Consider the following 14,455-nt stretch of genomic DNA (forward strand, 5'->3'; position numbering starts at 1 on the left):
TTCAGTTTATAAACCACTGCATGTAGTAATTGGTGCCAAACTCAGTAAACCACTTCAATCTCCGATGTTAGCGCCAGTGATATAAGACGGTAATGGGGATGCGGATGTTTTCTTGGACGGTTTTATTGCGCGATGCCGAGTTGTCGACGGTACATTTCCGGGCTGAGTGCTCCCAGCGACAACTTGATGTGATGTTCGTTATACCATCGTATATAGGCATCAACATGCTGCATAAAGTGCTCAGGTGTCACGCCTGACCACTCATGACCATAGTACATTTCCGTTTTCAGGCGACCAAAGAACCTTTCACAGGCCGCATTATCCGGTGAACAGCCTTTACCATGTCAGATGAGCGGGATAGAATCGTTAATGAATGGCTCAAAGAGCATCCGAGGAAGGGACTCCCTGTACCTTGGGCAGCAGAAAAATGGCGAGATAGTGATTGGGCTATTGCTCAAATTTGTGGCCGCGATGACAGATTATCGATTGAGCAGGTACGATCGATATGCGAACTTGCCAAAGAATATTCAGCCGAGGAAATTTTCGTTCGTGTTGGTGCAAAGGACATTGCTCAGGTTAATCGTATACTTGAAGGCAAGACATATTCACGGAAGAGGATGGTAATGAGTCTGTCATCGAGCAAAAATACTTAGCGTACGTTTTCGTACGATTGGGCTTCAGACCCCACTACCTATCGGCTGAAGCAGTAGCGCGAGTCCGACATGGTGATGAATCAGTTCATTCGTCGGAAGACGTGAGGAAGTCACTTGGTCTGGACGATTAATTATTCCAACCGGGCGCTCAAAGCGTTACGTAAGATGGACAAGCAGAATGCGCGAAGTATTGTGGATTTCATGGACCTGAGGACTGTTGCTTTAGTTGATCCACGTCAGTCCGGGAAGTCGCTCAAAGGGGATCTGTGTGAGTTCTGGCGCTATCGGGTGGGAGATTATCGGATTTTGTGTGAAATTAGGAATGATGAGCTGGTTATTCTCGCAGCCACTATTGGCCACTGGCGAGAAGTATACGACTGAAGCCCGCAGTATGCGGGCTTTTTCATTGGGAGATGTCATGGAATGGGTCATCGGTGGGATTGTTTTACTTGTTATTCTTGGCGCGATTTTTAAACCAAGCCGTTGTGATGTTTGTGGCACAGGTTTTAAAAGAAAATACTACACTTGGACGATCGAAGGTAAAAAGCAACATTTGTGCCCTAACTGCAACAGCAAAATGAGTCGTAGAGTCAGTAATCAACGGTTTAATGATAGGTTTGGTCGATGAAAAGTATTGTTTTTATATTATATTTTTCTCCATTGTAACTGACCTTTATGTCAAAGCTCAATAAATTGTCTAATCAGTGGCTCGTTAGAAATGTCCATATATTGATAAGGCCGTTGCGAAAATTCCTCCCGCAGTGGCCTCTTTAGCATAACGTCATTGTGCGAACCATATTTTATAACGCAGCTGGAGCTATCCAATACACAACTGCAAATATTGCAAGGGCACCACCGGCTCTTAACCAAGTTGAAAATTTAACTTCAATAAAACCAGGGACAAAAGTTGTGAATCCTGCGGCTGCTAGTGATAGCACAATCCTAAAAAGGGTATATTGAAATTGTGAAGGGTTAGGTATAAATATTGCTACGGTCAGCAAAAATATAATGAAAAATATCCCAAAACCAAAAGCGGCCCATCTTTCGTGTGTTTTTGTCATATGGCTTTTCCCTTTTTTATCAAAGCCGTAGACTGGCAAGTTCATTTTTTTAAATTGCCAGAGAATAAGTTTTGCTTTATCACGGTCATAACTCTTGACTAGTCGCTGCATCGCCGCAAAAGCCGTTGAGCTTGGTGATAATGTATTGTCATTCTTTTGCATTCTATAGACCTGGTAATGCTGAGATATTAACTCAAGAATATCAATACATGTTTCTGCAAGCCATTGATTCCAAGTAGACTCTTTGAGGTTTTCTGATGAGTTATTTTGTGCTGTGCATTGTTCAAGATAACTAAACAATGACTCACCGGTAGAATGTACCTCATCAAAATCACATTCCTCATTTAAGAAGGACATGAGCATAGTAGTGTAGTTACTATACAGCTCATTGATTTCCTTTTTCTGAACTTCAATGATCTTATGCATTCATGTGGTTCTCTTTTATTTTCCGTTCGGAAGAGCATTGATTTTTGCAAGAAGCGAACTGGCTTTTGATGTGTCCAACCCATTGAAAATCATCCGTTTTATAGGCTTTCCGTATATACTTGAAATAATTTTATCAACTTCAAAAATATATTCACTTCCATTTAACTCTAAAAGTTCACTTCTCATCCTCTCAAGTTGTTCTGTTGTTGGGTGCCATTCAACTATATTAAGTTCTTCTTCAATAGCCTTTTTGAATAGGGAGATATTGAATGATAAGTGCATTATTTACTATCCTTCTTTTTATTATCTGTAACTGTCGGTTTTATCTGTGCTTCTTCTAATAATCGTTTGGTTTTTGAAGTGTCTAAGCCATCATTCGAAGATATTTCTTGATACCAACGTGGATTCATTTCATTTTTAGACTGGCTATTTTTTCATGATGTCGTTTTTCTTTTTTTTAACTCACTTTCGAGCTCTTGTATTTTTAGAAGTGCAGTCATAGCAAAGGCTGTATTTAAGCCTTTAAGCCTTTAAGCCTTTAAGCCTTTAAGCCTTTAAGCCTTTAAGCCTTTAAGCCTTTAAGAATAAGTAATTCTATTGGTTTGTCATAAATGCTGTGTACGATTTTTGATATTTTTCTTGCATCTAATGTTTTGGATGATGCTATGAGTGCGACGTGTATTTTTTCAAGCTGTATGTCAGCAGGTTGCCAACTACTTATTCCTATTATTATTTTGAGGCTATTTTTTAGGTGACTAAGTTTTTCTTCATTCATTTACTATCACCTTTATTCCTATTTTTTTGTTGGCTGTTTTGTTCATTCGATGACTTTTGTACTGTTTCTAATAATCTTTTGGCTTTAGATGTATCCAGCCCATCCTGAGCAAAACCTTCATGTTTCTTATTTTGGTTCAGTTGTCCGTTTTTGTCTGTGTTCATAATTTGTCCTTTAGGAAGATCTAAAATTTATGCATGACACCGTGAAGCGATGCGGGGTTCTGTGACACCCGCACTTTACCCCAGCTTCCCGAGGTATTCCTTTGTGTATCATATCATTGAAGCTATTTTCTTTTACCGAAAATTTCGTCAGAGCGTGACTGTAATGGCTTCAACGCATCAAGCATATCGTCACCGTTCAGTGAACGCTGAGATTTCTTCCCTGTTGGTTTTGTTAGCGCCAGTGATATAAGACGGTAACGCTCAAAGATCGTGGCGTTGACAGGGGTTGTCTCCGGAAAAATGGCCAACGGCAGGACAGACAGAAATTAACTGGGATTTGTCTGTTTCGGGGCGCAAACATACGATTGGCCTACCTGATCCAGGGGTATTACAGCCTGCCGACTGTGTACAAGTAGATATCGCGTCTATGGTCCTGGGGAAAGCCTCTTTTGCTGATTTTGACCCTCTTCTTCATCCCTACTTTCGACTGACGGATTCCAGTCTCTGGGTGGAACTTACCAACCCGAAACTAGGGAAGGCAATACTTCATATCGCAAAAGGATGGCCTATTTCATCTGTCTGGTTATGTGTGCACGAATATGGTGGATTTCATTTCGGAGATGGAACCCATCGTTATCAAGTACTAAAGCGGTCTGGATCACCTCATTTCTACTTTCTGGCTATGTTGGATGATGTACCGGCAATTAATAAGCAACTTACGGTTCATTGGATGCGCGACTATCAACTACTACGATAAACAGGAGCCTCAATAATGGGTGCAATTTACAAAGGGCTACAGTTCAAAACTGCGCTGGAAGCACGCTGGGCAGCATTTTTTGACCTTGCTGGCTGGGATTGGCATGTGAATCCTGCATGCGTTGGTGACTGGTCTCCCGATTTCTGGGTCAGTTTTCCGTGTAGCCACTCGGAATGTAGTCACTACACGTTACTTGTTGCAGTATTACCGATTGATAATATTGAATATTTTAATAATCACCCAAGCTTAAGACATGCTTTCACTATCGGAGAAGATCCTCAGGGGATTCATAAACTCGTTGAGGCAGGCGCCGCTTTTGGTAGTAGGCCAGAAGCAACTACTTGGGTATCAGCCCACGGCTCTGGCGGCGGAACGCACAATGTCCCATTCTTCGTGCCAGATGCCCGTGATCTGTGGAGAAAGGCTGAAAACTTTGTGCTTCGCCAATCGGTTTAGTGAGACTTAATCTTCAGGGAGTAACGTACTCGACGCGTGTGAATGATGGCGAAACGATAATAACGCTTTGCGTCAGCGTTGCATGTCAGGCTATGCGGAAAGAAAGTGGGACTGTCTCACGTCTTGCTGAAGATGGTACGTGAACCCGGAGGCCGTTCAGTCTTCACAGTTTTGTGAAGAGTCCCCTTCCGCAAGGGAGGGGACTGGTCAGATGGTCCGGATAAAATCGGGGCCGATGATGGCAATGATCCGGGTACCGCTGGTCAGGCGGATGATTTTTTGCTGACCGATCCCCCTCAATAATTTTCTGACCTCTTTACTGCGATACACGTTCAGGTCGAACATCAACTGCGCGCGTCCGATAAAACTCAGCAAACCGTCGTGCGTGGCCAGTGCCTCGAAACGTAGGTGATGACCTTCAGCCAGAAACGCAGCATGCCTTGCAGGACTGAGCCAGTTCAGAGCCTCCAGCATATCTTTCCATGCCCGACGCAACAGCTGCAGCGACGCCTGAAGACCATATACCGGGCGGTTGTAATCCGGCGCACCGGAGATCGGATCTTCCTCCTGGAATTTCCAGACCGCTTCATGGTGAGCCAGGCGGTTACGCAAATCACGTACACGGGTAAATTTCTTTTCCAGCACATGGCGGCGTGTACCGGCCGGTGCACCGGGGAACACCAACGGTAGCAGCTGGGGCCAGAGTAGCGAACGATTCCTCGGTTCATCGTAGTTTTTCGTCAGAAAGTTTGTCCAGAAACCAAAATCCAGCCCGGAAATCACTCGCTCTGCCGTTGGATCCTTGCCCGCAGCACGGATACGTTTTGACACCTTACGGATACAATCTTCCTCCCAGGCCGTCCGGTCATAAACCGGTTTGTCGTTACGGATGAGCTTGCGGCCGTGATCATCCATTTTGTAACGCTTGTTCTGGCGTATCCAGGTCTTGTCACCGATGTAGCGGGGTAAATCAAATATCCAGTTGGCATCGGTACGCCAGAGTCCGGTTGCTCCGAGCATTGGGTCATGACGAATGCTGTAATCGATGGCATTACGGAGCGTCACCTCAAGGCAGTGCATCAGCGGTTGCATGGCTGCGGAAACGGCTTTGTTCCAGTTATACCCGCCCAGTTCTTCACCAGGTTTCAGCTTCAGCACGTCAGTGTAAATGTTCAGCCGCCCGGCCGAGATATAGTCTTCCAGCTGCATACAGCCCTCCCGGGCTAAACTGAGGGTCAGGTTGACGGGCGTACCAGTTACTGGTAGATTTACCCCATCAAGGCGCGGATTTCTTCGGACCCGTGCGTTAAAGTTAGTACTGGAAAAGCCATCCCTCGGGGTGGCTTTTCTCGTTTCAGATCAGTGGATCGTTTTCAGCCTGCAGAGGCTCAAACCGCATAGCCTTTCTCATCGTGTTAATTTCATCAAAGAACTGCTTTTCACTGATCCACCAGAAAAGGGTCCGGTGAAATTCCCTCAGCAGCGGTGGCGTTCCACGCCTCGCGGCTTCGGTGAACAGGGCGAAATACAGGGAAATTCCATGTGGGATCACATCTGCATTCCGGTATACCTCCGCCCGCAGCGTGAGCAGCTCTCTGGCCATTCCGTCCATTAATATCTGCTGCAGTTGTTCCTCTGAGCTGATCCCTAAAATCCGGCAGTACTGCTGGTTTTCAACCGGCAGCTGCCATTGAAACCAGTGTTCATTAAGTCTGGCACCGGTCAGCTTTTCCACTTCTTTATCCATGAGTTTTACCAGTTCACTGGTCCGGACAAAGTTGCCAATCAGATCGCCAAACGTGGCAGTCAGCAGCTCCTGCACAAAATCACTCTTTGATTTGCCGGCGGCTTTAGCCTGCCGCGTGATAGCTTCATCCACATCAGTACGAACATTACGCACTGTAATGGTGTTAAACAACTCAGAGAGGTCTTTTGATTTGGCATCTTTCATTACCTGCACCCTTTTAATAAAAAATTGACTGCAAACAGACATAATAATTACACAAGAACACATTTGATGCAATAGTTTATAAGTGCATTTTTAAAGAGAAATTTGATGCACGCAATAAGTTATGATTACTTGCGTAACTCTCTTCATTTTGCGGAGATCCGAAAACCCCAACTCCCGGATCTGGAGAATAAATAGATTAAAAATGAAACGATTTTTAAAAATATGCTATAATATACATATGGTTATAATGTCGGCATCGGTAATTGCGGCGGGTAACTGTATGCTGACTACCTGTAACGGACAAAACAATGGATTGTTCTTTGCATGACTTTAACTAAAGGTGATTAATATTGAAAATATGATAAGGAAATCAATTATGTCTAATGTAAGTATCAATATCCGCGATTTGAACTCCATTTTTAATTTACTTCGCCGACTCGGGCATCTGCGTCTGTGGATCTTCGCGGTGGATTGTCAGGCGTATGGCGAGGGGATGTATTACGGCGTGATCGATCAGAATGAGCGGGTTCTAGCCGAATGGGATAGTTCTCCTTTCTTCGCATGTAGATCCGAAAACTGGTGTTACCGGGTCTGGAGAATAAATAGATTAAAAATGAAACGATTTTTAAAAATATGCTATAATATACATATGGTTATAATGTCGGCATCGGTAATTTCGGTGGGTAACTGTATGCTGACTACCTGTCACGGACAAAACAATGGATTGTTCTTTGCGTGACTTTAACTAAAGGTGATTAATATTGAAAACATGATAAGGAAATCAATTATGTCTAATGTAAGTATCAATATCCGCGATTTGAACTCCATTTTTAATTTACTTCGCCGACTCGGGCATCTGCGTCTGTGGATCTTCGCGGTGGATTGTCAGGCGTATGGCGAGGGGATGTATTACGGCGTGACCGATCAGAATGAGCGGGTTCTAGCCGAATGGGATGAGCAGTTGAATTGCTGGCAGCTACGCGAGGAGGCCTGGCAGGTCGTTGTCGATCCGCAGGCTGACTATCCGAGAGAAATTTTGGCGGAACTTGTCGACGCATCGCAAATTTTTAATCTCAGTCTCATCTGTTTGTTTTGTTAACATCTGCCAGCTTTAGGCCCGTGATGCTTCTGGTCTGCCCCGGCAGCAGTCCATTTTTAATAAGGGAGTGCCGTAAGAGGGGTCTGTGCCCAACCGTACGGAAACGTACGCTAAGTATTTTTGCTTGATGACAGACTCATTACCATCCTCTTCCGTGAATATGTTTTGCCTTCAAGTATACGATTAACCTGAGCAATGTCCTTTGCACCAATACGAACGAAAATTTCCTCGGCTGAATATTCTTTGGCAAGTTCGCGTATCGCTCGTACTTGCTCAATCGATAACCTGCCATCGCGGCCACAAATTTGATCAATAGCTCAATCACTATCTCGCGATTTTTCTGCTGCCCAAGGTGCAGTGAGTCCCTTTCTAGGATGTTCTTTGAGCCATTCACTAACGATTCTATCCCGCTCATCTGACATGGGGACTGCGGATTGTTTCAGCAATCCATTGCTCTCGGAGATTGAAGTGGTTTACTGAGTTTGGCACCAATTACTACATGCAGTGGTTTATAAACTGAATTTAGCCACTAGATGTAGTATCACCGCCTACGTAATGCCCGGACGGAGGGGGGGGCGGGGGCAAAACGGCCCGTTTTTGACTGGTACACTTCCGAAGATCTGCCTATAGTAAAAGTCGGAAGCGAGGCGGTGGTCCGTCGGTAATTGCATGTGGAGATAACGTGGCGCTGAACCTTCGTGCGCGTGTGATGAAAAAATAACTATCCGGCGGGGAAATAATGAGGCCAGGCTGAGCGTCGTTGTTTCCGTGGCCAGGCAGAGCATTGCGCCTAGACCTGGCTGACAAAGAAAGCACGGAGGCGGACTTGGTTCTCTTCGAGGGTCCCATGTGAAGCAGCAAACACGGCATCGTGCCTAGTAAAACACGATAGGAAAACAATTGATGGTCAAGACGTTCTTGCATGATTTCTTAACCCTGCTGGGGTATACGGTATTAAACACCCCGCTGGCAGACCCGACTTACACTTAAGCCGTTCTAAGAAAACAAGGCCGTGCAACGTAGGGTGTTATGGTAAATAATGAGGGCTATCCTGGCCTATGGAGCCCTCTGAACATAGCTGCCCATTACTTCTTCAATGTCATTAAATAATTCTTCCCTTAACACTAGATAATCAAATAATTCCTTTTCCAGTGACTCTATTGTTAAGCTAAATCTCGATGGATCTTTTATTGAGTTTACTAAATTTGATAACACTCTAAAAACTTTAAGAGAGGGTTTCATTATGGAGGGGAAGGAAGTGAAGACTTCTTTATCCATACTGAAATTCAGTAGGAATTTATAATCATCATTTATAAATATTAGAGAGGCTGAGTAAAGTTTATCGCCTTTCTTTATAACGATCTCTTTGTAGGATAGGTATTTTTCAGAAGATAAATCCCACATCAAGCTCAAGTCGCGCTTTGCGAATGAGTTATCATTATCTTTGAAGAGTGATGCTGTAATAGCTATCGATAGGTCTTTGTTGTTTATTGCGTAGTTTTTTGGGCAAAGTATTTTATTTATTGCCTTTATTCTCTCAAATGCTGAATATAAATCATTGTGCCATCGTTGGGATATTACACCCTTGGTGATGTTTTCTTTGTTAAAGTTAAGTCCAGTGTCAAAAATGAACGCAGCCATCAATGAGTAGGATAGGTTCTTTATTAACTCAGATTTAAACGGCTCTGCTATTGAATAGTACAGAGATAAAATAAATAAGAGCAAGAGGTATTGTCTTATTTTTCCAGATGAGTATATGTAAAGCCGGTACTTATTAATTGATAATTTCATTTTGTAGGGGATTATCTCATTTCTATCGTATCCCCTTCTTGGTGGATCAAAGCAAAAAACACATGCAGAAATTAATAATATCAAAAAGATGATCAGTGTAAGCATGCTCAGCTCCTCTGTATGCCCACGATGCATGATTGTCTTGAGATTTAACGATCCTCAAGGTAGTCTTTGTACGTGAACGAAAAAACCGCCCAGCAATGAAGTGAACCCCATATATTGGACACTTTCTTAACGGGCGGCATGAACATGCAAACAGAGCTATCAGCTATTATTTGGGTGCGAATCCCGCCACTGTTTAACCATTTCTTTCGTGACTTCTTTTTTGTAACAGATCGGTGAGTATCCACCCGCTCTACTCCATGCACTGCGACCGCCACAGGAGCTGCCATTTCTGGCACTGTTAAAGGGGCATGCACACGTTCCAGGGTATGCCAATATTGATTCATCAATAATGGCCTGTTTTACCTGTGCGTCGGATACCGTACCCTTTGCTGTGGACATATTGCTAAAAAGGAAAGGTATAAGTAAAGCTGATAACAGGAATAAGCGTGTAGTCTGAAGCATTCAAGTTAACCCCTTAAGAATAATCCTAAGAAGATTGCATTTCTGTACGAGAAATCAACTGAAATAAGTTCTTATTGCGGAGGCTATAGCCTATATAGGACGGAAATTTCTGGCAGTTCCCGCGCACAATCCCTATTAACTCTATGACATTAATGTATGCCGAAATGCCGGGCTCAGGCCAGAATTGAGGAGCAACTGCGGCTATCAATCCGGTGCTGGTAAACCCGGAAGAGTTCAGAGCCAGCCTGAAACGTTAGCCAGCCCCTTTATATCAGAAGTGACTCTGGCAAGCGTGGCAATACTGATGGCCAAAATGAGAGTGTATTCCTGTCGCGACCATGACAGAAGACAATTTCTTAGGAGTACCCTCATAACATTTAGGGCAAAATGGGTCATTTGGTTTCCCGTATACTGGCGTTACCCGGTAGTAAAATCCGTCCCTGAATACTAATTCATCCACGGTGTTCAGTTGAGTCTTGAGAGACGTAATCTCTGCCTGGAGAGTGTTTATTTCTTGCTGTGCTTCAGCCAGGTTGATCCTGGCATCACTCAGATTCAAATATAATTCACTAAGTTTTAAGCGAAACTCTGCTTCATTAAATGCTGCGGTAGCTTCTTTCAGGTCTTTTGCGATATTAAAGGCCAGCTTGACAGCGTTTAAGCCTGCTGTAATAGATGCAATATCAGCCATTTATCTTCCCTTGGTAAACCGATAAGCCCTTCATAATACAGAATTGAGCTACTGAAGAACATTGATTAAATACACAAAAGTGACATTTCAATATTGCACAGACAGGTGACATTTTAAACTTGCAACAACAGTTTAGATTCTCCGAGAGAATGCTTTCGAAAAAAGCCACTCTCCCGGAAAATGGGCAATTATGAACTTCATGTTTAATCTATTGAAGATAACGTAAAGCTGATCTACCATCACGTTTGTTGTAACGTTGCCTCGCGCAACACGCCAATGTCCCAGCGGTCTGAGAGGGACGCCTTCGGGTGATCACATGCCAATGCCACCTTAACCTGAGAGGTGGCGCCTTCGGGCGGTACCCTCGTTTAACCTTTGAAAACGAGGATCGCAACAGCGATGAAGGTTCACTTCACTACGATCTGCTTTATGCAGAATCTTCTATCGCAGATACATTCTGCGAATGTTTTACTCGTTTCGATTTGATGCTTTGACGTCAGCTTCCGGTTGCAAACTTTGCAGACCGTGGATATGCCAATTTGAAAATTTGGCATCTTCCACGTACGCATTGAGAGCAGAGGAGCGCGGCGTCACTTGCGTTCGAGTGAAACGAGTACCAAGTGACGCCGCAAGGCGGACAACGTCAACATCACGTAATACGCGGCTTTGAAAGAGATTTTAAGTGTTTTTCACGAGAATCACCAAATCGCTCCGTAATTACGTATCCGTTTTGCGTCCGTTTTCACGGACGTCCGCAAAACTTGAAACTTCAACTAATGACTTTTTTAAGTCCTGACTACATGAAAAAGGAGGACATCGTCCAGGTACTGAGGCGTTCACCGAAACCGGGTGAACGGGGAGCATAAAAACCGTCGCACAGAGTGCTTAACGGGCTCCTGCAACAACTCAACACAGCCTCGCCATGCTACACAGTATCTGACGGCCAGGATGGCAAACTAACCGACACGCATGGACGTCTGACCAACGTATTGGTCATCGTTGTGAGTCTTTCTGCCAGGTGCCACTTATGCGTGGTTCACGGCAGAAAGGCTTTGTCTGAATGTTGCGCAGGGGAGAAGAATGAAGCAGAAAAGTACCCGTTCCAAGATTGAGTGTTTCAGGAAAGCGTTCATTTCGCTTGCCAGAGCCGGGGCAGGGGGATACGCGACTATTGCAGATCGTCAGCGTATTGGGCGTTACTTTCTTGAACACCTTAACAATACAGGTATCAAGTTACGCAGCGTTGACGCGTTAAAAGTGCGTTACGTAGAGAGTTATATTGAATACCGAAAGAGTTTAAATCTGAGCAATCGCACTCTGCAGAATGAAATGTCAGTATTAAGGGGGATCTTCAGTGCTGCGGGGAAACACCGGTTGGCAGACCCTAAAAATGAACGACTGAATAATAAATCGCTCGGTATTTCAGGTGTAAATCGTGATGGAACGAAAACGGCGTTAACACAAGATGAGTTTTTAAAAGCCTTTAATGAAATTGAAAAACAGGATCGCGGTGTGGCTGCCACGATGAGACTGGCCTATGTTTTTGGATTAAGAACGAAAGAGTCGGTTGAGGCCTGCAAATCATTATCAACCTGGAAACAGGCCGTTGAACGTGGTGATAAATCCATTCGTGTTGTGTTTGGTACGAAAGGTGGCCGTCCCCGTGATACAACAATCATTGATCGCAATGAAGCCCGAAGGGCAATTTTGTATGCAGAAAAAGAAGCCCGAGAGCGCAATGGTAAATTTATTGACAAGCCAGGCATTCATCAGGCAATTAACCGGTATCGATATTTTCTTCGTAAAGCTGGTTTGAATGGTGAGAAAGCACCACATAGCATGCGCTATAATTTTGCCCGCGAACTTTCAAAATATCACAAAGATAATGGTTTTAACGATAGCGAAGTCCTGGCACTGGTTTCAATGGATTTAGGTCACGGTGATGGCCGTGGGCGCTATATTAAACAGGTTTATTATCGAAATGATGTTGCTGAGGGGGACTGATGTTAATTCTATTAATCTCGACATTAATCTTATTCGGCGTATTACCAGAAAAGATGCTGGGTGTTGGGTGGGTATTCTGGCGTTATATTTACGATGGTGATGTTAATATGCCCGACTATTCTGGACTGACGACACGGATATCCTCGGCCATTGTTTTAGATGCAAACTGGCGGGAGCATCAATTCAGTATTGCTGATAGTTTTATTTACCATGTTGATGTCGATGAGGGTTCATTTAAAAGAAATGTGATTGGGAGTAGAGGTCTATCTTCAGATGAATTTATGTGTAACAAATTTATGTGTATTAATTTATGTGTATTAGTGTGATTACCAAGGGATACTGACGGTATAAGTACCAGGCGATTTTGACGTAATCACACTATCAATGTTGCCGCGCTTCGGCAAGCTTTGCCAGCCGTAACGCAGTAGTATTCATGTTTTCCCTCAGCCAGATATTTCGAACGCCGCTAGCGTGTATATCGACGTTTCTTTCGGATTTGAGCAGCCGTGATACCTTTGATTGACCCAGGTGTGGGTTAGCCAGGGAGAATTCGATGACGACTTCCTCAATAGCTCTGTCAGTACGGTTTTTGTGATGAAGATCCGGCGTTTCCTGACGTTTTAACGATTCAATTCCACCTTGTTTAATCAGCTTACGATGGCGGTAAATCGTATCGCGGGAAACGCCACTAAGTCGGGAAGCTTCTGCCACATTTCCAAGCCTGTCAGCCAGTGCTAATACTTCTAGCTTCTTCTGGATCTCATTGTCTTCCGAGGACACTTTTTCAGGCTCAGTGACTTCTGTTACCTGTAGCTGTCGTCCAGCGAAGTAAGCTTCAAACCGCTTATTTTTACCTGTGCGAATTTCAATTTTCTGGTTTGCGATTGAGTGCTTAAGCGGTGAGTCGATGAAGTAGAATTTTCCGCCGTAGCTAAACGTATGGTCGTTGCGTATTTTCCGGTAGACCTTGGTGATGCAGATATCATCAAGATTGGTGTAGCGTGGTACAGGTGTATATTCGGTGTCTGATGCTCTTGATTTTACAACCAGGTTTTTACGCCAGAACTGGGGGATGAAGACGTGTTGGAGGTAGCTATTTGCGCCCGTCATGTCAGTAATTTTGTTGAGTCGTAACTCCGGTATCAACCTGTCTTGCAGGGTATCGAAGGCGCGTTCAATCCTACCTTTACCCTGAGGAGAACTAGCGAAGATGATCTCAATCCCTAATTCCTCACAGGCCCGCTGCATCTGGGAGAAATTGCAGCGTTTAGGGCCACCGAATATTCCGGCACGATCAACATACAGGGTTTTAAATACACCGTATTTCTCAACGACTGAGCGCATTACTTTCATACATCCTTCAGTCGTTTCTGACGGAAAGAACTCAGCATGAATATCGCTGTTAGCATCATCAATCATGGCGATTAAACACGACTTCCTATCACCGAACCAGCGATGTGTGCTGCCGTCCATTTGCAGCATTAACCCTGGCGCTTCCATTCGCTCTCTGCGTTTGTGAACACGGCTACGCCTGCGCTTCGCCCGTTTTACATGATGGATATCATGTGCCCATTTACGCAGTGTCTCGCGCTTAACAACAATATGTTCATGAGTCTCAAGCATCTCGGCAAGGTGCAACAGGTTCAGATCATAGTATTTCTCGCGGATTAGCGACTGAACTTGCTGCTTAAGCCTATCTGGCGTTTTATTAACAGGCTCGCTGCCGGAATTACCATGAACAACAAACTGTAGTCCTTGGCTTCGGTAACGCTGTAAATAACGTTCAATAGTACGTCTGGATTTATTGAGGAGCTTAGCGGCATTGGCTATCGTAATTTTACGCTCAGCCACTTTCGCGATGACATCAACTGTCAATTGAGCTTTGGAATTCAACACAATCATCCTTAGCGTTCCTCAAATGCACAAACAAAACATTCAAAGAACACGGTTAAAGATAACCGTCAATTTCCCTTGGTAATTAGCGACTACGACAGAATCGCGTGGTAATTAAAGTACGACAAAATCGCTTGGTGTTCACAAATTTATGTGTATTAGCGCAG

The 14,455-nt window shown here is 44.1% G+C and carries 17 protein-coding genes and 1 pseudogene; 7 read left to right on the plus strand and 11 right to left on the minus strand.

What is annotated here, in order from left to right; genetic code table 11:
• Positions 1 to 122: 122 nt before the first annotated feature.
• Positions 123 to 338, minus strand: a pseudogene (locus tag PCO85_05490) (IS3 family transposase).
• Between the two features lie 480 nt (positions 339 to 818).
• On the opposite strand from PCO85_05490, the gene PCO85_05495 reads away from it, so the two are divergent.
• Positions 819 to 1,034 (plus strand): type II toxin-antitoxin system RelE/ParE family toxin, encoded by a 216-nt coding sequence (locus PCO85_05495; protein ID WJV56004.1) that lies wholly within the window; start codon positions 819 to 821, stop codon positions 1,032 to 1,034.
• A 37-nt stretch (positions 1,035 to 1,071) separates the two neighbouring features.
• Positions 1,072 to 1,281, plus strand: coding sequence for a hypothetical protein (locus PCO85_05500; GenBank protein WJV54883.1), 210 nt, complete (start codon positions 1,072 to 1,074; stop codon positions 1,279 to 1,281).
• A gap of 172 nt (positions 1,282 to 1,453) precedes the next feature.
• On the opposite strand, the gene PCO85_05505 is transcribed toward PCO85_05500, so the two are convergent.
• The 4 genes from PCO85_05505 to PCO85_05520 form a co-directional block, all read right to left on the minus strand.
• The gene (locus PCO85_05505; protein ID WJV54884.1) at positions 1,454 to 2,140 is read right to left on the minus strand and encodes a hypothetical protein; all 687 of its coding nucleotides are present in this window, start codon (positions 2,138 to 2,140) and stop codon (positions 1,454 to 1,456) included.
• Between the two features lie 15 nt (positions 2,141 to 2,155).
• Entirely contained in the window at positions 2,156 to 2,422 is a 267-nt protein-coding gene (locus PCO85_05510) for an S-(hydroxymethyl)glutathione dehydrogenase (GenBank protein WJV54885.1), read from the minus strand.
• A gap of 280 nt (positions 2,423 to 2,702) precedes the next feature.
• On the minus strand, positions 2,703 to 2,915 hold the full coding sequence (locus tag PCO85_05515) for a hypothetical protein (protein WJV54886.1): 213 nt from the start codon (positions 2,913 to 2,915) through the stop codon (positions 2,703 to 2,705).
• A complete protein-coding gene (locus tag PCO85_05520; protein WJV54887.1) occupies positions 2,912 to 3,079 on the minus strand; it encodes a hypothetical protein in 168 nt (55 codons plus the stop codon). The genes PCO85_05515 and PCO85_05520 overlap by 4 nt, the downstream gene beginning before the upstream one ends.
• Positions 3,080 to 3,365: 286 nt before the next feature.
• On the opposite strand from PCO85_05520, the gene PCO85_05525 reads away from it, so the two are divergent.
• Together PCO85_05525 and PCO85_05530 are read left to right on the plus strand one after the other, a co-directional pair.
• Positions 3,366 to 3,836 (plus strand): hypothetical protein, encoded by a 471-nt coding sequence (locus PCO85_05525; protein WJV54888.1) that lies wholly within the window; start codon positions 3,366 to 3,368, stop codon positions 3,834 to 3,836.
• A 15-nt stretch (positions 3,837 to 3,851) separates the two neighbouring features.
• Positions 3,852 to 4,292, plus strand: a complete 441-nt coding sequence (locus PCO85_05530; GenBank protein WJV54889.1) for a hypothetical protein — start codon at positions 3,852 to 3,854, stop codon at positions 4,290 to 4,292.
• Positions 4,293 to 4,499: 207 nt separating this feature from the next.
• Here PCO85_05530 and PCO85_05535 read toward each other — a convergent pair whose 3' ends face one another.
• Complete coding sequence (locus PCO85_05535) at positions 4,500 to 5,501, minus strand: Abi family protein (protein WJV54890.1); 1,002 nt, start codon at positions 5,499 to 5,501, stop codon at positions 4,500 to 4,502.
• A 145-nt stretch (positions 5,502 to 5,646) separates the two neighbouring features.
• Positions 5,647 to 6,243, minus strand: coding sequence for a hypothetical protein (locus tag PCO85_05540; protein ID WJV54891.1), 597 nt, complete (start codon positions 6,241 to 6,243; stop codon positions 5,647 to 5,649).
• A gap of 787 nt (positions 6,244 to 7,030) precedes the next feature.
• Here PCO85_05540 and PCO85_05545 point away from each other — a divergent pair.
• A complete protein-coding gene (locus PCO85_05545; protein WJV54892.1) occupies positions 7,031 to 7,342 on the plus strand; it encodes a hypothetical protein in 312 nt (103 codons plus the stop codon).
• Positions 7,343 to 8,398: 1,056 nt separating this feature from the next.
• Here PCO85_05545 and PCO85_05550 read toward each other — a convergent pair.
• From PCO85_05550 to PCO85_05560, 3 genes are all read right to left on the minus strand, one after another.
• Positions 8,399 to 9,238 (minus strand): hypothetical protein, encoded by an 840-nt coding sequence (locus PCO85_05550; protein ID WJV54893.1) that lies wholly within the window; start codon positions 9,236 to 9,238, stop codon positions 8,399 to 8,401.
• Between the two features lie 159 nt (positions 9,239 to 9,397).
• Complete coding sequence (locus tag PCO85_05555; GenBank protein ID WJV56005.1) at positions 9,398 to 9,637, minus strand: hypothetical protein; 240 nt, start codon at positions 9,635 to 9,637, stop codon at positions 9,398 to 9,400.
• A 334-nt stretch (positions 9,638 to 9,971) separates the two neighbouring features.
• Positions 9,972 to 10,391: a hypothetical protein gene (locus PCO85_05560; protein ID WJV54894.1), complete on the minus strand. Its 420-nt coding sequence runs from the start codon at positions 10,389 to 10,391 to the stop codon at positions 9,972 to 9,974.
• A 1,080-nt stretch (positions 10,392 to 11,471) separates the two neighbouring features.
• Between PCO85_05560 and PCO85_05565 the strand changes: the two genes are divergently transcribed.
• Both PCO85_05565 and PCO85_05570 read left to right on the plus strand, forming a co-directional pair.
• Complete coding sequence (locus tag PCO85_05565; protein WJV54895.1) at positions 11,472 to 12,395, plus strand: integrase domain-containing protein; 924 nt, start codon at positions 11,472 to 11,474, stop codon at positions 12,393 to 12,395.
• Positions 12,395 to 12,721, plus strand: a complete 327-nt coding sequence (locus PCO85_05570; protein WJV54896.1) for a hypothetical protein — start codon at positions 12,395 to 12,397, stop codon at positions 12,719 to 12,721. The genes PCO85_05565 and PCO85_05570 overlap by 1 nt, the downstream gene beginning before the upstream one ends.
• A gap of 55 nt (positions 12,722 to 12,776) precedes the next feature.
• On the opposite strand, the gene PCO85_05575 is transcribed toward PCO85_05570, so the two are convergent.
• Entirely contained in the window at positions 12,777 to 14,297 is a 1,521-nt protein-coding gene (locus PCO85_05575; protein ID WJV54897.1) for an ISNCY family transposase, read from the minus strand.
• Positions 14,298 to 14,455 lie beyond the last annotated feature (158 nt).

The sequence above is a fragment of the Prodigiosinella aquatilis genome (assembly GCA_030388725.1).
Classification (GTDB): Bacteria; Pseudomonadota; Gammaproteobacteria; order Enterobacterales; family Enterobacteriaceae; genus Prodigiosinella; species Prodigiosinella aquatilis.